This is a genomic window from Agromyces cavernae, from assembly GCF_021044935.1.
GTDB classification, from domain to species: Bacteria; Actinomycetota; Actinomycetes; order Actinomycetales; family Microbacteriaceae; genus Agromyces; species Agromyces cavernae.
On sequence record NZ_JAJNMP010000002.1, the window covers coordinates 689,037 to 711,245 of the forward strand.

General features: G+C 70.9%; 22 protein-coding genes. 4 read left to right on the plus strand and 18 right to left on the minus strand.

Annotation, left to right across the window (positions count from 1 at the left end; genetic code table 11):
• Window positions 1-39 precede the first annotated feature (39 nt).
• Complete coding sequence (locus tag LQ757_RS09320) at window positions 40-1,110, plus strand: GNAT family N-acetyltransferase (protein WP_231046934.1); 1,071 nt, start codon at window positions 40-42, stop codon at window positions 1,108-1,110.
• Between the two features lie 139 nt (window positions 1,111-1,249).
• Window positions 1,250-2,095, plus strand: a complete 846-nt coding sequence (locus tag LQ757_RS09325) for a class I SAM-dependent methyltransferase (protein ID WP_231046935.1) — start codon at window positions 1,250-1,252, stop codon at window positions 2,093-2,095.
• Window positions 2,096-2,109: 14 nt separating this feature from the next.
• Here the strand turns inward: LQ757_RS09325 and mutM are convergent, their stop codons facing one another.
• The 10 genes from mutM to LQ757_RS09375 all read right to left on the minus strand — a co-directional run bounded on the left by mutM (window position 2,110) and on the right by LQ757_RS09375 (window position 12,918).
• Entirely contained in the window at window positions 2,110-3,048 is a 939-nt protein-coding gene (mutM, locus tag LQ757_RS09330; protein ID WP_231046936.1) for a bifunctional DNA-formamidopyrimidine glycosylase/DNA-(apurinic or apyrimidinic site) lyase, read from the minus strand.
• Between the two features lies 1 nt (window position 3,049).
• Window positions 3,050-3,763: a ribonuclease III gene (gene rnc, locus LQ757_RS09335; RefSeq protein WP_372459642.1), complete on the minus strand. Its 714-nt coding sequence runs from the start codon at window positions 3,761-3,763 to the stop codon at window positions 3,050-3,052.
• A 28-nt stretch (window positions 3,764-3,791) separates the two neighbouring features.
• A complete protein-coding gene (gene rpmF / locus LQ757_RS09340) occupies window positions 3,792-3,995 on the minus strand; it encodes a 50S ribosomal protein L32 (protein WP_022887809.1) in 204 nt (67 codons plus the stop codon).
• 2 nt (window positions 3,996-3,997) lie between these two features.
• On the minus strand, window positions 3,998-4,504 hold the full coding sequence (locus LQ757_RS09345) for a YceD family protein (protein WP_231047337.1): 507 nt from the start codon (window positions 4,502-4,504) through the stop codon (window positions 3,998-4,000).
• Between the two features lie 74 nt (window positions 4,505-4,578).
• Entirely contained in the window at window positions 4,579-6,906 is a 2,328-nt protein-coding gene (locus tag LQ757_RS09350; protein WP_231046937.1) for a transglutaminase TgpA family protein, read from the minus strand.
• Window positions 6,896-8,311, minus strand: a complete 1,416-nt coding sequence (locus LQ757_RS09355; RefSeq protein WP_231046938.1) for a DUF58 domain-containing protein — start codon at window positions 8,309-8,311, stop codon at window positions 6,896-6,898. The genes LQ757_RS09350 and LQ757_RS09355 overlap by 11 nt, the downstream gene beginning before the upstream one ends.
• A 2-nt stretch (window positions 8,312-8,313) precedes the next feature.
• Entirely contained in the window at window positions 8,314-9,348 is a 1,035-nt protein-coding gene (locus LQ757_RS09360) for an AAA family ATPase (protein WP_231046939.1), read from the minus strand.
• Window positions 9,345-9,836 (minus strand): pantetheine-phosphate adenylyltransferase, encoded by a 492-nt coding sequence (gene coaD, locus LQ757_RS09365; protein ID WP_231046940.1) that lies wholly within the window; start codon window positions 9,834-9,836, stop codon window positions 9,345-9,347. The genes LQ757_RS09360 and coaD overlap by 4 nt, the downstream gene beginning before the upstream one ends.
• A 50-nt stretch (window positions 9,837-9,886) precedes the next feature.
• The gene (locus LQ757_RS09370) at window positions 9,887-12,091 is read right to left on the minus strand and encodes an ATP-dependent DNA helicase RecG (RefSeq protein ID WP_231046941.1); all 2,205 of its coding nucleotides are present in this window, start codon (window positions 12,089-12,091) and stop codon (window positions 9,887-9,889) included.
• Window positions 12,088-12,918, minus strand: coding sequence for a tetratricopeptide repeat protein (locus LQ757_RS09375; protein ID WP_231046942.1), 831 nt, complete (start codon window positions 12,916-12,918; stop codon window positions 12,088-12,090). The genes LQ757_RS09370 and LQ757_RS09375 overlap by 4 nt, the downstream gene beginning before the upstream one ends.
• A gap of 69 nt (window positions 12,919-12,987) precedes the next feature.
• Between LQ757_RS09375 and rsmD the strand changes: the two genes are divergently transcribed.
• The gene (gene rsmD / locus LQ757_RS09380) at window positions 12,988-13,617 is read left to right on the plus strand and encodes a 16S rRNA (guanine(966)-N(2))-methyltransferase RsmD (protein WP_231046943.1); all 630 of its coding nucleotides are present in this window, start codon (window positions 12,988-12,990) and stop codon (window positions 13,615-13,617) included.
• Here the strand turns inward: rsmD and thiL are convergent.
• Window positions 13,587-14,588, minus strand: coding sequence for a thiamine-phosphate kinase (gene thiL / locus LQ757_RS09385; protein ID WP_231047338.1), 1,002 nt, complete (start codon window positions 14,586-14,588; stop codon window positions 13,587-13,589). The two genes, rsmD and thiL, sit on opposite strands and share 31 nt — an antisense overlap.
• Before the next feature lie 50 nt (window positions 14,589-14,638).
• Between thiL and LQ757_RS09390 the strand changes: the two genes are divergently transcribed.
• A complete protein-coding gene (locus tag LQ757_RS09390) occupies window positions 14,639-15,157 on the plus strand; it encodes a DUF3515 domain-containing protein (RefSeq protein WP_231046944.1) in 519 nt (172 codons plus the stop codon).
• A 21-nt stretch (window positions 15,158-15,178) separates the two neighbouring features.
• Here the strand turns inward: LQ757_RS09390 and LQ757_RS09395 are convergent, their stop codons facing one another.
• From LQ757_RS09395 to LQ757_RS19390, 7 genes are all read right to left on the minus strand, one after another.
• Entirely contained in the window at window positions 15,179-16,270 is a 1,092-nt protein-coding gene (locus LQ757_RS09395) for a D-alanine--D-alanine ligase family protein (RefSeq protein WP_231046945.1), read from the minus strand.
• The gene (locus tag LQ757_RS09400) at window positions 16,170-17,309 is read right to left on the minus strand and encodes an NAD(P)H-dependent glycerol-3-phosphate dehydrogenase (protein ID WP_231046946.1); all 1,140 of its coding nucleotides are present in this window, start codon (window positions 17,307-17,309) and stop codon (window positions 16,170-16,172) included. Before LQ757_RS09400 ends, LQ757_RS09395 begins: the two co-directional genes overlap by 101 nt.
• Window positions 17,299-18,042, minus strand: coding sequence for a lysophospholipid acyltransferase family protein (locus tag LQ757_RS09405; protein ID WP_231046947.1), 744 nt, complete (start codon window positions 18,040-18,042; stop codon window positions 17,299-17,301). The genes LQ757_RS09400 and LQ757_RS09405 overlap by 11 nt, the downstream gene beginning before the upstream one ends.
• A 40-nt stretch (window positions 18,043-18,082) precedes the next feature.
• Window positions 18,083-19,453, minus strand: coding sequence for a UDP-N-acetylglucosamine 1-carboxyvinyltransferase (murA, locus tag LQ757_RS09410; RefSeq protein WP_231046948.1), 1,371 nt, complete (start codon window positions 19,451-19,453; stop codon window positions 18,083-18,085).
• Window positions 19,454-20,071 (minus strand): 3-isopropylmalate dehydratase small subunit, encoded by a 618-nt coding sequence (gene leuD, locus LQ757_RS09415; RefSeq protein ID WP_231046949.1) that lies wholly within the window; start codon window positions 20,069-20,071, stop codon window positions 19,454-19,456.
• A complete protein-coding gene (gene leuC / locus LQ757_RS09420) occupies window positions 20,071-21,555 on the minus strand; it encodes a 3-isopropylmalate dehydratase large subunit (protein ID WP_231046950.1) in 1,485 nt (494 codons plus the stop codon). Before leuC ends, leuD begins: the two co-directional genes overlap by 1 nt.
• A gap of 120 nt (window positions 21,556-21,675) precedes the next feature.
• Window positions 21,676-22,206 (minus strand): FHA domain-containing protein, encoded by a 531-nt coding sequence (locus tag LQ757_RS19390; protein ID WP_231046951.1) that lies wholly within the window; start codon window positions 22,204-22,206, stop codon window positions 21,676-21,678.
• Window positions 22,207-22,209: the final 3 nt, after the last annotated feature.

Below are 22,209 nucleotides of genomic sequence, written 5' to 3' on the forward strand. Positions count from 1 at the left end.
GCCCGAACGGCGGCGCACGACGACCACAGGAGGTCCCGCATGGCGGTCGAGATCCGACCGATCACCTTCCCCGACCGGCTCGGCACCCCCGAGGCCGTCGAGTTCGAGCGCTACGCCGAGTTCGCGATCGACATCGAGGTCGAGCGGTGGGGCGACGACCGGCTCGCATACACGCCGGCCGAGATGCTCGCGATGTACCGCGACGAGCGGTACGAGATGCGGCAGGCGTTCGCGGCGTGGGACGGCGATGCGTGCATCGGACGCACGATCAGCTGGTGGGAGCGCGACCCGGCGGCGAGGACGGGCACGGTCATCGTGGAGGTCGCGCCGGCGTACCGTCGCCGGGGCCTCGGCACTCGGCTGCTCGAGCACGCCGAGGGCGTGATCACCGACCTCGGGCGGTCGATCTACCTGGGTTGGGTCGACTACCCGCTGAAGGAACTCGACCTGCCCGGGCCGCGGCTGGCCGCCCCCGAAGGCGACGCCACGATCCCCGCCGAGCTGCCGAGCGTGCGATTCGCGACCCATCACGGCTACGTCATCGGGCAACTCGAACGCTCGAGTGCACTCGACGTCGACGGCCGGGTCGAGGACTTCCGCGCCGAATCCGCGCGACGCGAGTCCGGGACATCCGACTACCGCCTCGTCGGCTGGATCGACCACGTGCCCGACGCGCTCGTCGACAGCTATGCCGCGGCACGCGCGCGGATGGTGCTCGACGTCCCCGCCGGCGGCCTCACGATCGACGAAGAGCATTGGGACGCCGATCGCGTGCGAACCCACGAAGTGCAGGCGATCGCGGGCGGGCGCACACTGCTCGTGCAGGCGGCCGTCGCACCTGATGGCACGATCGCCGGGTACACCGAGCTCGAACTGCCTCCCGGCAAGGCCGTGGCGTACCAGTCCGACACGCTCGTCGTCGCCGCGCACCGGGGCCACCGCCTCGGCATGCGCATGAAGCTCGCGAACCTCGTACGGCTCGGCGAGGTCGCCCCCGAGCGCACGACGATCTACACCTGGAACGCCGACGAGAACGAGCACATGCTCGCCATCAACATTGCGCTCGGGTTCGAGCCGCACGGCATGTCGGCCGAGTTCCAGCGCGGCTGAGGCGCCGGCACCCCGGCACTCGATTCGGGTACACACAACTGCGCACGCCGACCCGCGCGGAATGGGTGGTTCGGCCGATGCGGCCCGGTCTGCGCCCGACTAGCGTCCTCGGTGAGGTCGCAGGAGCGGGAGCGGGAAGATGACGAAGCGGCAGCGGGATTCGGCGGGCCAGTCCGCGCCCGTCGAGGCTTGGGATGCGATCGCGGCGCAATACGACGAGCACGTCGCGCCCGGCGAATCCGAACTGGCAACGGCCGGACTTCGACTGGCGGGGCTGAAACCGGGCGACTCCTTCCTCGATGTCGCCGCCGGAACAGGCGGCTTGAGCCTCCCAGCGGCGCGATCGGGCGCGAAGGTGCTGGCGACCGACTGGTCACCGAAGATGATCGACCGCTTCAACGCGCGCGTCATCTCCGAAGGACTCGATGCCGAGGGCCGGGTGATGGACTGCCACGCACTCGACATCCCCGACGACAGCTTCGATATCACCGGATCGCAGTTCGGCGTCATGCTCGTTCCCGATCAGGCGAAGGCCCTGCGTGAGATGGTGCGCGTGACGAAGCCCGGTGGACGCGTGCTCATCATCGCGTACGGGGATCCCGCGGAGTTCGAGGCGCTGCACTTCTTCGTCAGGGCGGCGCAGGCGGTCGTACCTGAACTCGAGGGACCACCCGACGACGAACCGCTGCTCGAGTTCCAGCTCGCGGACCCCGACGTCCTCCGACAGCGGCTGATCGCCGCCGGCCTGTCGGACGTCGTCGTCCACACGAACCACCGGGAACGCATCACCGTCTCGACAGGACGTCGACTCTGGGACTGGACCCTCGGCGGCAACCCGATCGCCGGCCAGCTCCTCGGCGATCTCACCGACCGGCAACGCGCGGACATCGTCGACGTCCTCGATGAGATGATCCGCGACAGCTCCGCCGGTGACGGACCGCTCGTCCTCACCGCCCCACTCAACATCGGCATCGGAACGAAGTAGGACCTACAGGAAGGTCACGCGCCGTTCGATGGGGCACGGCTCGGCATACGCCGCCGCTGGCACCGCGGGCACCGGTGCGACGAGCGGTTCATGAACGGCTCGCGCACCATCGGCGTACCGCAACGCGGGCAGGGCAGTCCGGCCCGTCCGTAGGCGTTCAGCGAGTGCGCGAAGTAGCCGGATGCCCCGTTGACGTTGACGTACTGGGCATCGAAGCTCGTGCCGCCCTCGGCGAGCGCCTTGGCGAGGACCTCGCGCACGGCGGCGAGGAGTTCGCGTGACCGCCTGGCGCTGATCGACGAGGCCGGCTGCTCGGGGTGCAGTCGCACCGCCCAGAGCGACTCGTCGGCGTAGATGTTGCCGATGCCGCTGACGACTCCCTGGTCGAGCAGGACGCGCTTCACCCCGCTCGAGCGTCGGGCGACGGCCGCGACGAACGCGGCGTCGGAGAATGCCGGGTCGAGCGGGTCGCGGGCGATGTGCGCGACCTGCGTCGGAATGCTTCGCGACCACTCGCCGGTGACGCCCGCCGAGAACCCGGCGGACTCGCCATCGACGGTCGCGACGAGCCGGTCGACGGCCAGCGAGCCGAACGTGCGCTGGTCGACGAAGTCGACTCGCAGCTCACCGTGCTCGGGGTGTTCGAGATGCAGGCGGATGCGAGCGTGCCGATCGTCGCCCGCATGGTCGGGCGTGCGCAGCAGGATCTGGCCGCTCATGCCCAGATGCCCCACGATCGCGCGCTCGCCGCCGATCGGCAACCACAGGAACTTGCCGCGACGCACCGCCGCCTCGATCCGTGCACCCGTGGCGAGCGCCTCGAACGCACCCAGGGAGGGATCGTGTCGGGTGAGCGCCCGCTCGTCGAGCACCTCGACCGCTGCGATCGTCGCGCCGGTCACCGCCGGGGCGAGCCCCGCACGCACCACCTCGACCTCGGGAAGCTCGGGCATGTCAGCGCGACGGGTTGAGCCGGGTCCACGCCTCGAGCGCGGCGGCCATCTCGGCCTGCTTCTTGCTCGAGCCCTCACCCGACGCCTCGACGAGGTCGCCGACGCTCACCGTGGCGACGAAGTGCTTGTGGTGATCGGGACCGCTCTCGGCGACCGCGTACGACGGGGCCGGGGCGCCGCGGCGCGCCGCGATCTCTTGGAGGCTCGTCTTCGGGTCCATCGCCGCACCGAAGCGCGAGGGGTCCTGCATGAGCGGACCGACGAGGCGCAAGACCAGCTCGGTCGCGGCGTCGCCCCCGGCATCGAGGTACACGGCGCCGATGATGGCCTCGACCGTGTCGGCGAGGATCGACGGCTTGTCGGCGCCGCCGGTCATCGTCTCGCCCCGACCGAGGCGCACGTACGGCCCGACGCCGATCGCGCGACCGACCTCGGCCAGCGCGACACTCGAGACGAGGCTCGCGCGACGCTTGGCGAGCTCACCCTCGTCGAGTTCCGGATGATCGCGGAACAGCTTGACCGTGACGGCCTGCCCGAGGATGGAGTCGCCGAGGAACTCGAGGCGCTCGTTGGTCGGTATGCCGCCGTTCTCGTACGCGAACGACCGGTGCGTGAGCGCGAGCAGCAGCAGGGCCGGGTCGATCTCGACCTGCAGCGTGCGCTGCAGTTCGTCGAGCGTGCGATCTTCGGCCTGCGTGCGCTCCGTTCGCGTCACGACCGGTCGTCGGTGCGTCTCGGGCCGACTAGACGTCGGCGACCTTGCGGCCCTTGTACTCGAGGAAGAGCGGGGTGCCCGCCGAGTCCTCGACGACCTTGGCGCGGTGGGGAAGGCTGTAGGTGACCTTGCCGTTCTCGACGGTCTTGACGAGGGTGGGGACCTCGGCCTTCCACTGCGACCGGCGCGCGTGGGTGTTGGCGCGTGACTTCTTCCGCTTGGGAACAGCCATGACTATCTCTCTTCTCTCTGCTGGGCAGCACCGGATTCGTGCTCCGTGCCGTTGTCTTCGGAAGCCTGCAATCCCGCGAGCGCGGCCCATCGGGGGTCGCGGTGCTCAGGGGTGACGAGTTCCGGATGATCGGCCAGTCGGAGCCCGGTCTCAGGGTCGAGACCAGGGCAGTCCGGTCGGCACACCGGCTGGAACGGCAGTGACAGCACTACCGCATCTCGGATGAGTGATTCAAGATCCACGTGGTCATCTTGAACCTCATACTCGATGGCTTCTCCAGAATGATACGCGAAAAGCTCTTGGAACTCGACTTGGACGGGGAGCGCGATGTCGATGAGGCACCGCCCGCACTCGCCTTCAGCCGTCGCATCGACCTCGGCGGTGACGAGGATGCCCTCGTGCACCGACTCGAGTCGCGCGTCGAGCTCGAGCTCGGATTCGGCGCGCACCGACACGAGCCCCTCGCCCATGGCATGGTCGACGACGACGGTGAGCCGCTCCTCCCGCATCTCGCCGGGACGATTGACGAGGTCGCGCACGTTCAGACGGTACGGAGAATGCTTGATGGCCACGATCGACGATTCTACGTGCCGGGCGAGAGACGTTCGCTGAACGCCGCCTGTGCGCGATCGACGAGCGAACGGGGAATGAGCACGGCCCGTATCCTGTCGACCGCTCGCTCGTCGTCGGCGAGCGCCGCCCGTGCGGTTTCGAGCGCGCCGATCAGGTCGGCGTCGGGCACGCCGGTGCGCAACGCGGGACCGTAGCGTTCCCGTTCGACGGCGTCGCGCAGCACGATCAGCGCCGCCCCGGCCTCGTCGGCGGCGAACCCCTCGCGATCGGCGATCCTCGAAGCGACCGCACGCGGAGTGTCGGCGATGCCCACGTCGACGCCGAGGTCGCGCGCGGTCGCCGTCAATTCGCTCCACGCGGCATCCGCGGGCCGTTCGCCGCGCGCGATTCGACGCAGGCGGCTCGCCCGCTGGCCCGCACGGAGCGCAGCGGGCGCGAGGAGGACGGCGGCGGCGAGCAGGGCGATCACACCGCCGCGCAGCCACCAGCTGTCGGCCAGTGCGAGACCGCCGCCGGTGCCGGTGATGCCGCCGCCCGGGTCGGCCGCCGCCCGGCCGCTCGCGCTCGGCGCAGCACTGCCGGACTGCGGAATCGGCGGGCCGGCGCCCTCACCGGCGCCGGGTCGCGAATAGTCGGGAACCAGTCCACGGCCAGGCGTCGGTTCGAACGGCACCCACCCGACGCCCTCGAAGTAGAGTTCGGGCCACGCATGCAGGTCGTGCGAGTCGACCTCGATGCGTTGCAGCCCGCCGACGCGTTCCTGCGAAGGACTCCCCTGGGTGTAGCCCACCGAGATTCGAGCCGGGATGCCCACCTCGCGCGCGAGCACCGCCATCGTCGACGCGAAGTGCACGCAGTACCCGGCGCGACTCTCGAGGAACTGGGCGATGACGTCGAAGCCTCCGCCGTCGTAGCCGTCTTCGACCGGTGCCTCGGTGGAGTACTCGAAATCAGGCGAACGCAGGAAGGCCTGGATCGCGACCGCTGCGTCGTACGGCGTCGCAGCGGTGCCGGTGACCTGGGCCGCCGTGTCGGAGATGACCTGCGGCAGGTCGTCGGGCAGCGCGAGGAACCGGGTGAACTCGTCGGAGACCCGGCGATCAGCGGCTCGCAACTGCGCCGGGGTCGGGTCCACCTCGAGCCAGTTCGCCTGGTAGCGCTGCCCCGCGGTGTCGGCATCGATGCCGCGCACCGCGAGCGAGCCGTCCTCCCAGAACCACGAGCCGCGCAGGCCGTCGACCCGCGTCGTCGGATACGGGACGGGCAACCAGGTCGTGCGCACCTCGTCGATCGTCACGTCGATCGGATGCTCGTCGGCCCGGACCTCGCTCGAGAGACCCTCGGGTCGTGGCATCGCGTCGACGGTGTTGTCGCCGTCGATCGCCGTGTCGGTCACTCCCCATGTCGCCCCCTCGAATCGGTCGAGCGTGAGCAGCGTGAAGTACGGCCGCTCGCCGTCGGGCGAGAAGTAGTGGAATGCCGGGCTGGGGTCGGGCCGGCGCAGGTCACGGCCCAGGTCGATGAACGGGCTGACGCCCCGCCCGAAGATCGTGCTCGGATTCCCCGTGCCGAGCAGCAGGCTCGTCGAGATGCTCGGGGTCGACGCGGCGAGCACCGCTGCGACGACGAGTCCGGCTCCCGCCAGCCCGAGCGTCGCACCGAGCGTCGACGCGATGGGCACCCGCGCCGGAGAGATCACGGTGGCGGCATCGTCGCCCTCGTCGCCCGCCATGATGCGTGCGCGTCGTCGGACGCGCACGTCGACGCGAAGCAGCAGCAGGTAGGCCGCGGCGGCCAGCACGAGCGTCGGCGCCTCGGCGCCGGCCTCGATGATGAACCCGGGAATGAGGATCGGCACGAGCGCCGGTGCTGCGGCGAGGGCGGGCATGCGCACCGTCTGCACGAGGATGTCGATGCAGACCGCGAGCACCCCGACGCCGAGCGCGAGGGCGAACGTAAGCGCCGGCACGGGTATCGCGGGCACCGACTGCTGTTGGATGGTGCGTTCCGCGCCGCCGAGCAGCTCGCCGAACTCGGTGAACGTGCCGGTGGTCGGCACGATGAGCGCGAAGCTCGTCGTGCCCCCGAACAGCAGGGTCAGCAACAGCACCAGGATCACGAGCTCGAGCACCGGTACGAGGGAGGCCGGAGTTCGGATCGCCCGCAGGCCGGCCCCGCCGAAGAGCGTGCCGGCCGCGATGAAGGCGCACATCCACCACCAGCCGCTGCCCGAGATGAGCGGGCCGAGCGCCATGCTCGCCACCGCGATCAGGGCGAAGGACGCGGCGGTGAGCGCGAGTCGCTGGCCGCGTGAGAGGGCGATCGTGTCAGGACGCATCGGCTCGCCCGTCGTGCCCGTTCGAGCGGGCGGTACCCGACGGCGCAGGTCGTGCATCGCCGGTCGCGGCGATCCGATCGTTCGCCACTGCGGCGCGCCCGCGAACCGCCGATCCCGACCATGCTCCGCCGATCTCGGTCGGCCGCCGCACACGCACGACGCGCCAGTCGGCCTCTTCGAGCGCGTGGACGACGCGGGTCGCGGTGCTCTCGGTCACGAACGCCACCGCGGGCTCGAACCCCGGCCGAAGGGCGACCAGGTTCGCGGTGTCGTGCTCGTCGGGCTCGACGAGCACCGCGAACCCGGGCATGCGCGCTTCGCGGGCTCGCGCCGGAGCGGACGAACCTCCAGTCGTCGCACGCCGCGCCGGGGCGTCGCTGCGGGTCGGCGAGTCGAGGCGGGCGAGGTCTTCGAGCAGGCCCTGATCGCCACCCGGCATGTGGTATTCGCCGTCGCTCGTCGAGGCGATGCCGCCGCGAGCAGGGTCGGCGACGGCGTCGCACCGCACCTGGTATCCGAGGTCGAGCAGGTGCACGCCGATCGAGGCGGCCACCTCGATTCCCAGTTCGAACCCCGCGTGCACGCGGTCGTCGAACTCGTGCTTCGAGCCGCGCTGGTGTGCCGACAGCGTCGTGTCGAGCAGGATGCGCGCCTCGGGGTCTCCGCGCTGCTCCTCTTCGCGCACCATCAGCTCGCCGCGCCGGGCGGTGGCCGCCCAGTTCACGCGGCGCAGCGGGTCGCCGTAGCGGTACTCGCGGGCGATCAGCTCATCGGAGTTGGGGTGGGTACGACGTTGCAGCCCGTGGAGCACGCCGTCGACGCTCGCCGCCGTGCCGAGCGCGGCATCGAGCGGTGTCACGCGCGGCGTCACGACGAGCTCGCGGGCGCTGCCCGCATCGCGGTCGATGCGGGCGAGCGCGAACGGGTCGGTGACGCCGACCCGCAGCGGGCCCACGACGTACACGCCCCGCCGTGAGACCCGGAGGCGGTATTCGAGGTGTGCGGTGTCGTCGCCCGACGGCAGCATGCGCTCAAACGGCCCGATAGCGGGCAGCACCGCGTCGGGCGGTGCCGTGAGATGGTCGGGCACCCGGTCGCGCCAGTGAGCGCCGTCGAACGTGCGCTTGGAACGGTTCTTCACCGAGAGCGACACCCAGGTCGACGTGCCCGCCGCGATGGTCGACGGAGTGAACGTGCGGTATACCGCCAACCGCGGCGGGCGGAGCGAGACGAACAGGGCGGCGATCGCCGGCATCGCGATCGCGACGAACGCGAGCAGCAGGATGTCGCGCAGGTCGAACCAGAGTGACACCGACACGAGCACCACACCCATGAGCACGAGCGCGCCGCCACGCCTCGTGAGTCGCGGCCAGGCGGCGACTCGGGCGAAGCTGGGGCGCCTCATGATCAGTTCCTTCGAGCGCTGCCGACCGGAACCGGCGTCTCCCCCACGATGCGGCGCACGATGGCGTCGATGAGCGGCCCGCTGTCACGGTCATGGCTGCCGAGCGCACGGCTCGTGGGTACCAGGCGGTGCGCGAGCACCGGCACGGCGAGCGCGTCGACGTCGTCTGGCAGCACGAAGTCTCGGCCGTGCATCGCCGCGTGGGCCTTTGCCGCGCGGATGAGCTGGAGCGTCGCGCGGGGGCTCGCCCCGAGGCGCAGCTGGCGGTCATCACGCGTGGTGCGTGCGAGTTCGACCGCGTACTCCTTGACCGGTTGCGAGGTGAACACGTGCTGCACGGCGCTGATCATCGCCCGGAGCTCATCGAGCCCGACGACCGCGGTGAGATCGTCGATCGGGCTCGAGGTCTCACGGGTCGCGAGCATCGCGAGCTCGTCGGCCGACGAGGGGTAGCCCATCGAGATGCGCGCCATGAACCGGTCGCGCTGGGCCTCGGGCAGCGGGTACGTGCCCTCCATCTCGACGGGATTCTGCGTGGCGACGACGGTGAAGGGCGCATCGAGCCGGTAGGTCGTGCCGTCGGCCGTGACCTGGCGCTCCTCCATGCACTCGAGCAGCGCCGACTGCGTCTTGGGGCTGGCGCGGTTGATCTCGTCGCCGATGACGAGGTTCGCGAACACGGGGCCGCGCTTGAACTCGAACTTCCGGCTCGCCTGGTCGAACACCGAGACGCCCGTCACATCGCTGGGCAGCAGGTCGGGAGTGAACTGGATTCGGCTGACGGTGGCGTCGACCGAGCGGGCGAGCGCCTTCGCGAGCATCGTCTTGCCGACCCCGGGAACGTCTTCGATGAGCAGGTGTCCCTCGGCGAGCACCACCGTGAGTGCCGACGTGATCGCCTCGCGCTTGCCGGCGATGACGGTCTCGACGTTCTGCACGATCGCGGCCGCGCGCGAGCCCACGTCGTCGATGCTCAGTGTCGCGCCGGGCGCGACCGCCGTTCCCGACCCGCCCATTGCCGCGATCGCCTCGCTCATGCCGTCATCGCCGCCTGGAGGTAGTCGCCGACCACGGCGGGCACGTAGGGGGCGACGTCGCCGCCGAGCGCGGCCACCTGGCGCACGAGGGAGCTCGAGACGTGCGCGTTGGCCGGATCGGGGAGCAGGAACACCGTCTCGACTCCGGCGAGGTGCCGGTTGACGATCGCCATCGGCGTCTCGTAGGCGACGTCGAGTTGCGAGCGGATGCCCTTGACGAGCACCGATGCACCGACGTCGGTGCAGTAGTCGACGAGCAGGCCCATGCTCCACGAGGCGACGACGATGCGCCCCTCGATGCCGGCGTCGGCGATCGACCGCTCGATGAGCGACACGCGCTGCGCGATCGGCAGCAGCGCCGACTTGTCGGGGTTGTGCACGACCACGACGTGCAACTCGTCGTAGAGCCCCGCGGCCCGTGCGATGACATCGATATGGCCGAGCGTGACGGGGTCGAACGATCCTGGGACGACGGCGATCCGCTGCATACGCCCAGCGTAATGCCCGACGGGCGCCGTTTGCCCCCGCGAGCACAGTCTCAGCCCTTGCTCAGGTAGCCGCTCGTCTCGTCGTCGAGCCGCCGACGCACGGCCGCCGCGAGCGCGGGATGCCCGGTGAGCCGCGGATCGCCCGCGAGGAGCGTCTCGGCGACATCGCGGGCATCGGCGATGAGGTCGCCGTCGCGCACGACGCGGAGGAGCTTGAGCGACGACCGCCCGCCCGACTGGTCGGCGCCGAGCACGTCGCCCTCCTGGCGCAGCTCGAGGTCGACCTGCGCGAGTTCGAAGCCGTCGAGCGTCGCCGCCACCGCTTCGACCCGCTGCCGGGCGACCGATCCCGGCTCCGAGCTCGTGACGAGCAGGCAGAGCCCGGGCACACTCCCACGGCCGATGCGCCCGCGCAGCTGGTGCAGTTGCGACACCCCGAATCGCTCGGCGTCGACCACGACCATGACGCTCGCGTTGGGCACGTCGACGCCGACCTCGATGACGGTCGTCGCGACGAGCACGTCGATCTCGCCTGCAGCGAAGGCGCGCATCGTGCCGTCTTTCTCGTCGGCGCTCATGCGACCGTGCAGCGGCGCCACCCGCGCGTCGGCGAATCGCGGGTGCGCCGCGAGCTCGGCGAGCACCGAGGCAACGGATGTCGCGGGCCCCGCGACGTCGGCCGGCGCATCGCTCTCGCCGTCGTCTTCGACCACCTTCGGCTCGATGGCCGGGCAGACGACGAACCCCTGCCTGCCGAGCGCGAGCTCTTCGGCGAGCCGCTCCCAGACGCGCGGCCGCCATGCCGGCCGCTCCGCGAGCGGAACGACGTGCGAGTCGATGCCGGCACGACCCGCAGGCAACTGCCGGATGGTCGAGACGTCGAGGTCGCCGAACACGGTCATCGCGACCGTGCGCGGGATCGGCGTCGCGGTGAGCACGAGCACATGCGGCGGCTCGGCGCCCTTGAGGCGCAGCGCCTCGCGCTGCTCGACCCCGAACCGGTGCTGTTCGTCGACGACCACGAGGCCGAGGTCGGCGAACGACACCTGGTCGCCGATGAGCGCGTGCGTGCCGACCACGATGCGCGACTGGCCGGCGGCGGCGCGCAGCAGCGCCTTCTTGCGCTCGGCGGCCGGCAACTGCCCCGTGAGGAGGGTCGGCATGAGCTCGACCGAGAGGTCGGGACCGAGCATTCGGACGATCGAGCGCAGGTGCTGCGCCGCCAGCACCTCGGTGGGCGCGAGCAGTGCCGACTGGCCGCCCGAGTCGGCGACCGCGAGCATGGCGCGCAGCGCCACGACGGTCTTGCCAGAGCCGACCTCGCCTTGGACGAGGCGGTTCATCGGCACGGGGTGCTCGATGTCGTCGGAGATCTGGGCGCCGACGTCGAGCTGGTCGCCGGTGAGGGTGAACGGGAGCGCGGCGTCGAACTGCTCGAGGAGGCCCCCGGCCCGGGGTCGCCGTGCGACGGCGCGGTGCGCGCGCAGCTCGGCCCGCCGCTCGAGCAGTGCCGTCTGCAGCACGAACGCCTCGGTGAACCGCAGCGTGCGCCGCGCCGCCTTCCAGTCGGCCTCGCGTTCGGGGCGATGCACCCCCTCGAGCGCCTCGCGCTGCCCGTGCAGGGCGCGAGCGGCGCGCACCTCGACGGGTATCGGGTCGTCGACCGCCCCGAGCCCGTCGAGCAGGAACGCGACCGACTTCGCGATCTGCCAGCTCGCCAGCGTCGAGGTCGCCGGGTAGATCGGGATGGGCGCCTCGACCCACCGCCTGGCGGCGGCGCCGTTCGCGTCGAGCTCGACCGATTCGTCGAAGAGCTCGTAATCGGGGTGCGCCAGCTGTCGCGCGCCCTTGTAGTCGCCGACCTTGCCGGCGAAGATGCCGCGGCGCCCGGGGCGGAGGTCGCGCTCGCGCCACTTCTGGTTGAAGAACGTCAGCGTGAGGATGCCGGTGCCGTCGGAGATCTTCGCCTCGACGATCGACCCGCGGCGCTGGCGCATGTCGCGCACCCGCACCTCGAGCACCTCGGCCACGATCGTGACGTTCTCGTCGAGCGGGAGGCTCGCGAGCGCGGTGAGCTCACCGCGCAGCGCGTACCGGCGCGGATAGTGCGCGAGCAGGTCGCCGACCGTGCGGTGGCCGAAGGCTCGCTCGAACGCCTGCGCCGTGCGCCCGCCGAGCGCGCCCGACAGCTTCGTGTCGAGCGTGTAGCCGCCCGGGACCGCCTCGGCCGGGACATCCGCCTCTCGCGCCGTCATTCCTCGATCGTAGGCTCCACCGCCGTCAGCGACTCGATCTCCGCCTGGACGTACCGGTCATCGGGTCGGGCGGCAGCGAGCTCGCGCTGCATCGCGAGCGCCTCGTCGGTGCGGCCGAGGCTGCGCAGGCACCGCGCCACCGACCAACGCGCGACGTGACGCTGCTCGGCGGTGCCGTAGGCGTCGGCCGACGCGACCGCCTGCTCGAACTGCAGGAGCGCACCGGTGAGCCGGCCCGAGTCGTGCAGGGTCCACCCGAGGTTGTTGTGCAGGGCCACGCCCCAGCGCAACACCCGGGGGTCGCGTGACCCGGCGAGCACGTCGAACCCCTCGGTCGCCCACTCCTCTTCGTGCCCGGCGTCGTTGAGGGCGAGCATGTGCAGTGCGTCGAGCACGAGGAAGGTCGACCCGGCGAGCGCCGCCTCGCGCACGCCGCGGGTCAGTTCGGGAACGGCGTCGCCGGGACGGCGATCGGATGCCGCGATGCGGCCCCGCTCGATCGACACGCGTGCCCGCAACTCGGCGGCGTACGACTCGGGGTCTCCGGGCGCCGAACCTGTCGCGGCGACGGCGTCGAGCACCGCGAACGCCTCGTCGGTGCGCCGCTGGATGCCGAGCGCCCGCGCGAGCTGGGTCGACATCACGGCACGCAGGTGCGGGCTGTGCGCATCGTCGTCGGCCGCCTCGCGGAACCGCTCCTCGCTCGCCTTCGGATCGCCGAAATCCCACAGTCGGTCGATCAGCTGCTGTTCACTCCCCCGGTGCTTGGACGGTTCGGCGGGCGGTGCGTCGGTCGAGCCGGTCTCTTCATCAAACAGTGCAGGCACGCTTCCATCATGGCAGCGGTACGACCGCTCATGGCAGCGGTACGACCCCGCCGTTATGCTTCCGGGAGCATGACGCGCATCATCGCCGGCTTCGCCGGCTCCCTCAGCCTGCAGGTGCCCCGCTCGGGCACCCGTCCCACGAGCGACCGGGTGCGTGAGGCGATCTTCTCGGCCCTCGAGGCGCGCGACGCCATCGACGGCGCGACGGTGCTCGACCTGTACGCGGGCTCGGGCGCCCTCGGCCTCGAGGCCGTGAGCCGCGGTGCCGCCGAGGCCGTGCTCGTCGAACGGGCGAAGCCCGCGGCCGACATCTGCCGCCGCAACGCCGACGCCGTGAGGCGCAGGGCGCACGGCGCCGCGGCCCGCGTGAGCGTCGTGCAGCGTGCGGTCGCCGCGTATCTCGAAGGAGCCCGCGGACCGTTCGACCTCGTGTTCATCGACCCGCCGTACGACCAGCCCGAGGCCGCGCTCACGCACGATCTCGCGCTGCTCGCCCCGCTGCTGGCCGGCGACGCGGTCGTCGTCGTCGAACGCAGCTCGCGCTCCGCCGAACCCGAATGGCCGGCAGGCATCGCACCCGACCGCCGCCGCGACTACGGCGAGACCGCCCTCTGGTGGGCGACCGCCGAGGTCGTCGTCGACGACGACGTGGTCGACGACGACGCCGATCAGCCCGCGCGGCCGTCCCACCCGGCGTAGGGGTCCCAGCCGTCGGCGGGAACGGCGGCGCCGTCGACGAACAGCCGGCCGGCGTCGTCGACCACCCGCCCGATGACCTCGAACGCGTCGGGAAGGCTGACGTGCGGCGGGAACGTCGCGAGGAGGCCGTGGTCCTCGGCGCCGGCGAGCGCGAGCGCCACGTCGGCGCCGAGCGCACGCGCGTCGAGGTCGAGGCCGACCCCGCTCGCCTCGGCGAGCCGGCGGGCATCGCGAGCGAGCCCGTCGGAGACGTCGAGCATCGCGGTCGCGCCGGCCAGTGCCGCCGCCACGCCCGCCGACACCGGCGGGCTGGGGGCGAGTTGTGCTGCGATGAGCTCGGGATGCCGCGCACGCACGGCCGCGGCCAGCTCGCGATCGGGCTCGCCCGAGGCATCCGTCGCCTCGGCGAACAGCAGACGGAGCCCGCGCGCCGCGTCGCCGCGCACCCCGGCGTGGGCGACCACGTCGCCGACCCGCGCGCCCGATCGCAGGATCGGGGCGCGGCCGTCGAGGTCTCCGAACGCGGTCACCGCGATCGTGAGCACCGATGACGCCGAGAGGTCGCCGCCGACGACGCCCGCACGGGGCGCGAGCCGGGCGAGCCCCTCGCGCAGGCCGTCGGCGATGCCTTCGAGCAGGGCGACGGGCGTCGTGGGCGGCGCGGCGATGGCGACGACGAGCGCCGTCGGGCGCGCACCCATCGCGGCCACGTCGGTGAGGTTCGTCGCCGCGGCCTTCCAGCCGAGCTCGAACGGCGTCGACCACGCGAGCCGGAAGTCGGGGCCGTGCACCATGAGGTCGGTCGTGACGACGAAACTCCCGTCGGGCGCGCGGACGACCGCGGCATCGTCGCCGGCACCGAGCAACGCGGCGTCGCCCGACGAGAGGCGGGGCAGGATGCGCGCGAGCACCGCCGACTCGCCGAGCTCGGCGACCGTCGACGGGTCGGCGGGCGCGGAGTCGGGGCTCATCGAGTCGGACACCAGCTCAGCGTATGCCAATGCCGGATACGCTGAGGGTGATGGAACACGCAGTCGCGCCCGCCCGCCGAAGGCGGCTCACCACCGCCCTCATCGCCCTCGGCGTCGTGCTCGCGACCGCAGGATGCAGCCAGGCGGTGCCGATGGACGCCGCCGCCGATGCGGAGAATCCCGACTGCGCCGCAGTCAGCGTGCGGCTGCCCGACCTGCTCGCGAGCGGCACCTCCGCCGAGCAGGCCGAGCGCGAGACGAACGCGCAGGGCACGGGCGCTTGGGGTTCGCCGGCGTCGGTGCTGCTGCGTTGCGGCGTCGCAACCCCCGGACCCACCACCGATCGCTGCGTGAGCGTCGACGGCGTCGACTGGGTGATCGACGAGTCGGACGCCCCGCGCTACCGTTTCACGACCTACGGCAGGACGCCCGCCGTCGAGGTGCTCGTCGACAACGAGGTGGTCTCGGGAACCACGGTGATCGCCGAGCTGTCGCCTGCCGTCTCGGTCATCCCCGCCACCGGCGAGTGCACGACCACCGGCGCCTCGATCGAGGACGCCATCGGGTGACGGCCCGCGGCGCCGACGACGCTAGCGGCGCCCAGCCGCGTATCCGACCTCGATGAGCTCGGTGATCAGGTCGGCGTAGCTCAACCCCGAATTCAGCCAGCAGGTCGGGAACATCGAGATCGGCGTGAACCCCGGCATGGTGTTGATCTCGTTGACGACGAACCCCTCGCCCGTGAGGAACACGTCGACGCGCGCGAGCCCCTGCCCGCCGATCGCCTCGAAGGCGCGACGGGCGATGCGCTGCAGCTCGAAGAGTTCGCCGTCGCCGAGGTCGGCCGGGCAGATGAGCTCGACCCCCGCGGCGTCGAGGTACTTCGCGTCGAAGTCGTAGAAGTCGCGGCCGGTCACGACGACCTCGCCCGCGACGCTCACCCTCACGCCGTCACCCGGCCGGCCTTCGAGCACGCCGCACTCGATCTCGCGCCCCACGACCGCCGACTCGATGAGCACCGCGCCGTCTTCGGCGAATGCGATGTCGAGCGCGCCGTGGAGCTCCGACCAGTCGGACACCTTGGTGACGCCGACCGATGAGCCCGCGCGGGCCGGCTTGACGAAGACCGGAAGGCCGAGGCCGTGCACCCGGCGCTTCCAGAGCTCGGGGTCGTCGTCGAGGGCGGACCGCGTCAGCGTGACCCACGGCGCCACCTCGATGCCGGCGCCCTGGAGCACCGTCTTGGTGAAGTGCTTGTCCATGCCGACCGCCGAGGCCAGGACGCCGTTGCCCACGTACGGCAGCCCGGCGAGCTCGAGCACCCCTTGGACCGTGCCGTCTTCGCCGAAGCGCCCATGCAGGATCGGGAAGACCACGTCGACGTCCCCGAGCGACCGCTCGCCCGAAGCATCCGTGACCCTCAGCTCACGCGACGACGCGCTCTCGGGCCACCGCACCCGGGTGCCGTTGTCGACCACCTCGGGCAGGTGCTCGGGATCGAGACCGAACCGGGCCGGGTCGTCGGACTCGAGCACGTAGGCGCCGTCGCGGGTGATCCCGACGGGGATCACCTCGAAGCGGTCACGGTCGATCGCTCCCAGCACCCCGCCCGCCGTGGCGCAGCTGATCGAATGCTCGCTTGAACGCCCGCCGAACAGCAGAACCACCCTCAGCTTGTCCATCCTTGGTCCTTTCGCCCTGCGGCTCGTCGTCGGTCGTGAGGTGGGGCGCGATGTCCTTCGGGTCGAGGGTGCCCGCGAGCACCTGCCGAACTTGCTCGACGATGGGCATCTCGACGCCCTTCGCCCGCGCGAGCTCGAGGATCGGCCCGACCGAGGCGAGTCCCTCGGTGGTCTGCTGCATCTGGTTCACGACATCGTTCAGATGGTAGCCCTGGCCGAGCAGCCGCCCCGCCGTGTTGTTGCGCGAGAGCGGCGACTGGCTCGTGGCGATGAGGTCGCCGAGCCCGGCGAGGCCCGAGAGGGTCTCGGGGTGCGCACCGAACGCGACCGCGAAGTCGGTCATCTCCACGAGGCCCCGCGTGATGATCGACGCCTTGGTGTTCTCGCCGTAGCCCGCACCGTCGACGATGCCGATCGCGACGGCGATGAGGTTCTTCAGGACGCCGCCGAACTCGGTGCCGATGACGTCGGTGTTCACGAACGAGTGGAAGTAGCGGTTTCGGGCCACGGATGCCACGGCCTGGGCGGTCTCGAGGCTCGTCGACGAGACGACCGCCGCCGTCGGCTGCTCCTTCGCGATCTCGAGCGCGAGGTTCGGCCCCGAGATGACGGCGATCTGCGACTCGTCGATGGGCAGCACCTCGGCGATGACCTCGCTCATGCGCATGCCGCTCGACTTCTCGACGCCCTTCATGAGCGAGATGACGATGGCGTTCGCGTTCAGGTGCGGGGCGAACATCTTGAGGTTGTCGCGCAGCGACTGGCTCGGCACCGACACGTACACCTGCTCGGCGCCGGCCAGGGCGAGGTCGAGCCGGCTGGTGGCGCGAACGCCCAGCGGGAGGTTGACCCCGGGAAGGTAGTCGCTGTTGCGCTTGGCCTCCTGGATCTCTCGAGCGACCTCGGGCCGACGCGCCCACATGACCACGTCTGCGCCGGCGTCGGCGAGGATCTTCGCGAACGTCGTGCCCCAGCTTCCGGCGCCGAGCACCGCGACGCGCTTGCCCGCGATCTTGCGAGCGTGGGTTCTACTCTTCAAGGCGACCGGTCTCCTTCTGACCGTGCGCGGCCGGATCCCAGCGCTCGGCCGGAGCCTGCTCGTAGCGCACCTCGGCGAGCAGCGCCGCGATCGCGTCCATGAGTTCGCCGGTGGCCTTCAGCAGGGTCGCCTGATCGAGCGGCTTGCCGCGGTACGCGCTCAGGTCGAGCGGGTCGCCGACGATCACGTCGATCGTCTTGCGGGGGAACAGGCTGACCTTCTTGCCGTAGCGCGGCATGAGCGCCTGGGTGCCCCAGTGGGCGATGGGGACGATCGGGATGTCGCGTTCGAGAGCGATGCGCACCGCCCCGGTCTTGCCCCGCATCGGCCAGAGGTCGGGATCGCGGGTGAGCGATCCCTCGGGGTACACGATCACCACGCGCCCCTTCTCGACGAGTTCTTCGGCCGCGCGCAAGGCCGCGTGGCTCTTGCTGCCCGCGCGCTCGACCGGGATCTGCCCGGACGTGCGCAAGAACCAGCCGAGCACCGGGTTCTTGAAGAGCGACGCCTTCGCGAGGAACCTGGGGGCACGACCGAGCTTCCAGGTGGCGGCACCGATGACGAGCGGGTCGATCTCGCTGTAGTGGTTCGGTGCGAGCACGAGGGCGCCGGTCTGCGGCATGCGCTCGCGATGGTGGAACCGGTACTTGACCGCCAGGTTCAGGATCGGCAGCACCAGCCCGGCGAGCACCCAGAAGAACGATGGCCGGCGGGTCTCGGAACGTGGCTTCACCGAGGCGTTCTGAGACGAGTCGTCGTGTGGCACTCCCCTATTATGCTTCGAGCTCGAAGTCCGCTCCGAGCAGCTCGAGCTTCGTGATGAAGTTCTCGTACCCGCGTGCGATGATGCCGACGTTGGAAACGGTCGACCGGCCCTCGGCCGTGAGGGCTGCGATGAGGTGGCTGAAGCCGCCGCGCAGGTCGGGCACCTCGATGTCGGCGCCTGAGAGCTTCGACGGCCCCGAGATCACCGCGGAATGCTGGAAGTTGCGCTGCCCGAACCGGCAGGCCCCCGCCCCGAGGCACTCTTTGTGCACGTCGATCGACGCGCCCATGTCGACGAGCGCGTCGACGAAGCCGAATCGCTGCTCGTACACGGTCTCGTGCACGATCGAGACGCCGTGCGCCTTCGTGAGCGCGACCACGAGCGGCTGCTGCCAGTCGGTCATGAACCCCGGGTGCACGTCGGTCTCGATGATGACCGGCTTCAACTCGCCGCCGGGGTGGAAGAAGCGGATGCCGTCTTCCTCGATCTCGAAGGCGCCGCCTACCTTGCGGAAGACGTTGAGGAACGTGAGCATCTCAGCCTGGCGGGCGCCGCCGACGAAGATGTCGCCGTCGGTCGCGAGCGCCGCGGCCGCCCAGCTGGCGGCCTCGTTGCGGTCGAAGAGGGCGCGGTGCGTGTAGCCGTCGAGCTTGTCGACGCCCTCGATGCGGATGACCCGGTCGGTGTCGACCGTGATGATCGCGCCCATCTTCTGCAGGATGTTGATGAGATCCATGATCTCGGGCTCGATCGCCGCGCCCGAGAGCTCGGTGATGCCGTCGGCGAGCACCGCCGTGAGCAGCACCTGCTCGGTCGCCCCGACGCTCGGGTACGGGAGCGAGACCTTGGCTCCGTGCAGCCCGTTGGGCGCCGACATGCGGATGCCGCTCGGAAGCTTCTCGACGATGGCGCCGAAGTTGCGCAGCACCTCGAGGTGGTAGTCGATGGGGCGGTCGCCGATGCGGCAGCCGCCGAGGTCGGGGATGAACGCCTCGCCGAGCCGGTGCAGCAGCGGGCCGCAGAACAGGATCGGGATGCGGCTCGACCCCGCGTGCGCGTCGATATCGGCCATGTGCGCAGTCTCGACGGCCGACGGGTCGAGGACGAGCTCGCCCGCTTCGGCTCCCTCGGTGACGGTCACGCCGTGCACCTCGAGCAGGCCGCGCACGATGCGCACATCGCTGATGTTCGGCACGTCTTTCAACACGCTCGGGGTGTCGCCGAGGATCGCCGCGACCATCGCCTTCGTGACGAGGTTCTTCGCGCCCTTCAGCTCGATGCGGCCGCGGAGCGGCTTGCCGCCGTTGATGGTGATCCGATCGACCGGAAGCCCGACGGCGGAACCGTGCTGCTTGGCATCATTCACGAGGGTGTTCACTCAGCTCCCAGATTCTGCAGGCTCCCGGATGGGGAGCGTCTTCGGCCGCCACGCCGCTCGATGTGCCTCGAACTCGGCGATGGCCTCTTCGTCTCGAAGGGTGAGGCCGATGTCGTCCAGACCCTCGAGAAGCCTCCACCGAGTGTAGTCGTCGATGTCGAAGGCGACCGTGAGCGCGCCTGCGCTCACCGTTCGTGCAACAAGGTCGACCGTGACGGCTATTCCCGGGTCGGCCTCGACGGCCTCCCAGAGTCGCTCGACGTCTTCGTACGCGACCTGCGCCGCGAGCAGGCCCTGCTTGCCGGAGTTGCCCCGGAAGATGTCGCCGAACCGCGAGCTCACCACCACGTCGAATCCGTAGTCGCGAAGTGCCCACACGGCGTGCTCGCGGCTCGAGCCCGTGCCGAAGTCGGGGCCCGCGATGAGGATCTTCGCGCCCTCGTACTCGGGGCGGTTCAACACGAACTCGGGGTCCTTGCGCCACTCGTGGAAGAGCGCGTCGTCGAACCCGGTCTTGGTGACCCGCTTCAGGAACACCGCGGGGATGATCTGGTCGGTGTCGACGTTCGAACGGCGCAGCGGCACGGCGCCGCCGGTGACCACGGTGAACTTCTCCATCAGCGCGCCTCGCCTTCGGTGGTCGAGTGGGCCGCCAGGCCCGTATCGAGACCCAGATCCCACGGACTCGACAGCGTGCCGCGGATCGCGGTGGCCGCCGCGACGAGCGGCGAGACGAGGTGCGTGCGACCGCCCTTGCCCTGCCGACCCTCGAAGTTGCGGTTGCTCGTCGAGGCGCATCGTTCGCCGGGTGCGAGCTGGTCGGGGTTCATGCCGAGGCACATCGAGCAGCCCGCGAAGCGCCATTCGGCGCCGAACTCCTCGATGATCTTGTCGAGCCCCTCCGCCTCGGCCTCGAGGCGCACGCGAGCGGAGCCGGGGACGACCATGACCCGCACGCCCTCGGCCTTCTGCTTGCCTTTGATGATCGATGCGAACGCGCGGAGGTCTTCGATGCGGCTGTTGGTGCACGAACCCATGAACACGGCGTCGACCCTGATCTCCTTCAGCGGGGTGCCTGCCTCGAGGTCCATGTACTCGAGTGCGCGCTCGGCGGCGGCGCGCTCGTGCTGGTCTTCGATGGTCGCCGGGTCGGGCACGGCCTCGGAGAGCGAGACGCCCTGGCCGGGGTTGGTGCCCCACGTCACGAACGGCTCGAGTGCGTCGGCGTCGATGGAGACCTCGGCGTCGAACACGGCGCCGTCATCGGTGGCCAGCGTCTGCCAGTAGGCGACCGCGTCGTCCCAGTCGTCGCCGGCGGGCGCGTGGGCGCGGCCGCGCAGGTACTCGTAGGTGGTGTCGTCGGGTGCGACCATGCCGGCGCGGGCGCCGGCCTCGATCGACATGTTGCAGATGGTCATGCGGCCGTCCATCGAGAGGGCGCGGATGGCGCTGCCACGGTACTCGAGCACGTAGCCCTGGCCGCCGCCCGTGCCGATCTTGGCGATGACCGCGAGGATGATGTCCTTCGCCGTGACGCCCGGTCGCAGCGTGCCCTCGACGTTGATGGCCATGGTCTTGAACGGCTTCAGCGGCAGGGTCTGCGTCGCGAGCACGTGCTCGACCTCGCTCGTGCCGATGCCGAATGCCATGGCGCCGAAGGCGCCGTGGGTCGAGGTGTGCGAGTCGCCGCAGACGACGGTGATGCCCGGCTGGGTGAGCCCCAGCTGCGGGCCGACGACGTGCACGATGCCCTGCTCTTTGTCGCCGAGCGAGTGCAGTCGGATGCCGAACTCGGCGGCGTTCCTGCGAAGGGTCTCGATCTGGATGCGACTCGTGGGATCGGCGATCGGCTTGTCGATCGCGAGCGTCGGGGTGTTGTGGTCTTCGGTCGCGATCGTGAGATCGGGACGGCGCACGGGCCGGCCGGCCATGCGGAGCCCGTCGAAGGCCTGCGGGCTCGTGACCTCGTGCACGAGGTGCAGGTCGATGTAGATCAGGTCGGGCTTGCCGTCTTCGCCCTTCTTCACGAGATGGGCGTCCCAGACCTTCTCGGCCAGGGTGCGCGGCCGCGCGGTCGTAGCGCTGTCGATGGGTGCGTTCATGCGTTCGTCTTCCTCAGGTTCTCGGTTCAGCCGACGACGGACTCCGCGGCGGGGACGGCCTCAGAGTGAAGCCCCGCCGCGGCGACGAAGCAGAAGTCGTGGCACGCGCACCCCTTCAGGTTACACCGTGTCGATCGAGAGCCGGTCGACGCGCAGGCCGAGCTCGCCGAGGAAGAGGGTCGATCCGGCGGCCACTTCGGTGGGCGTGCCCGGCGCCGGATCGATGATCTCGCCCGAGGGTGGCTGCACTCGAACACCGTTGGTCGAGTGCAGGTCGATGACCGTCACGACGCCGGTGCGGGCGTCGAGAACGGCATGGGTCTTGGAGACCGAGCGGGCCGGGTCGATCACGGAGATCGGCCTCGCGTCGGCGTGGGCGCCGGCCGCGACCGGGTCGCGGCCGATCACGATCGGCACGGTCAGCAGCACTTCGAATCCCCCCGGTCCGCTCAGGCGGAACGGACCGGGCGAGGCGGATGCCGCGGGCGCGGGCACGGGCGGGCCGGCGGGCACCGGGGTGAACGTCGGCAGCACCCGCGCGGGCGCGCGGACCGTGCGCTCGGGCTCGGTCGTCGTCGAAGGCGGCGCGGCAGGCTCGGGCGCGTTCGGGATCAGCCCCGGCGGGGGGACGATGAAGTCCGGCGCAACCACGCC

Bases quoted from the DNA above. Each gene is read 5' to 3' on its own strand.
- coaD (WP_231046940.1), bottom strand. From the start codon at position 9,836: ATGCAGCGGATCGCCGTCGTCCCAGGATCGTTCGACCCCGTCACGCTC.
- LQ757_RS09350 (WP_231046937.1), bottom strand. From the start codon at position 6,906: ATGCGTCCTGACACGATCGCCCTCTCACGCGGCCAGCGACTCGCGCTC.
- leuC (WP_231046950.1), bottom strand. From the start codon at position 21,555: ATGAACGCACCCATCGACAGCGCTACGACCGCGCGGCCGCGCACCCTG.
- mutM (WP_231046936.1), bottom strand. From the start codon at position 3,048: ATGCCCGAGCTTCCCGAGGTCGAGGTGGTGCGTGCGGGGCTCGCCCCG.
- LQ757_RS09345 (WP_231047337.1), bottom strand. From the start codon at position 4,504: ATGCGGGAGGAGCGGCTCACCGTCGTCGTCGACCATGCCATGGGCGAG.
- LQ757_RS09325 (WP_231046935.1), top strand. From the start codon at position 1,250: ATGACGAAGCGGCAGCGGGATTCGGCGGGCCAGTCCGCGCCCGTCGAG.
- LQ757_RS09320 (WP_231046934.1), top strand. From the start codon at position 40: ATGGCGGTCGAGATCCGACCGATCACCTTCCCCGACCGGCTCGGCACC.
- LQ757_RS09360 (WP_231046939.1), bottom strand. From the start codon at position 9,348: ATGAGCGAGGCGATCGCGGCAATGGGCGGGTCGGGAACGGCGGTCGCG.
- LQ757_RS09370 (WP_231046941.1), bottom strand. From the start codon at position 12,091: ATGACGGCGCGAGAGGCGGATGTCCCGGCCGAGGCGGTCCCGGGCGGC.
- thiL (WP_231047338.1), bottom strand. From the start codon at position 14,588: ATGAGCCCCGACTCCGCGCCCGCCGACCCGTCGACGGTCGCCGAGCTC.
- rpmF (WP_022887809.1), bottom strand. From the start codon at position 3,995: ATGGCTGTTCCCAAGCGGAAGAAGTCACGCGCCAACACCCACGCGCGC.
- LQ757_RS09395 (WP_231046945.1), bottom strand. From the start codon at position 16,270: ATGGACAAGCTGAGGGTGGTTCTGCTGTTCGGCGGGCGTTCAAGCGAG.
- LQ757_RS09355 (WP_231046938.1), bottom strand. From the start codon at position 8,311: ATGAGGCGCCCCAGCTTCGCCCGAGTCGCCGCCTGGCCGCGACTCACG.
- leuD (WP_231046949.1), bottom strand. From the start codon at position 20,071: ATGGAGAAGTTCACCGTGGTCACCGGCGGCGCCGTGCCGCTGCGCCGT.
- rsmD (WP_231046943.1), top strand. From the start codon at position 12,988: ATGACGCGCATCATCGCCGGCTTCGCCGGCTCCCTCAGCCTGCAGGTG.
- LQ757_RS09390 (WP_231046944.1), top strand. From the start codon at position 14,639: ATGGAACACGCAGTCGCGCCCGCCCGCCGAAGGCGGCTCACCACCGCC.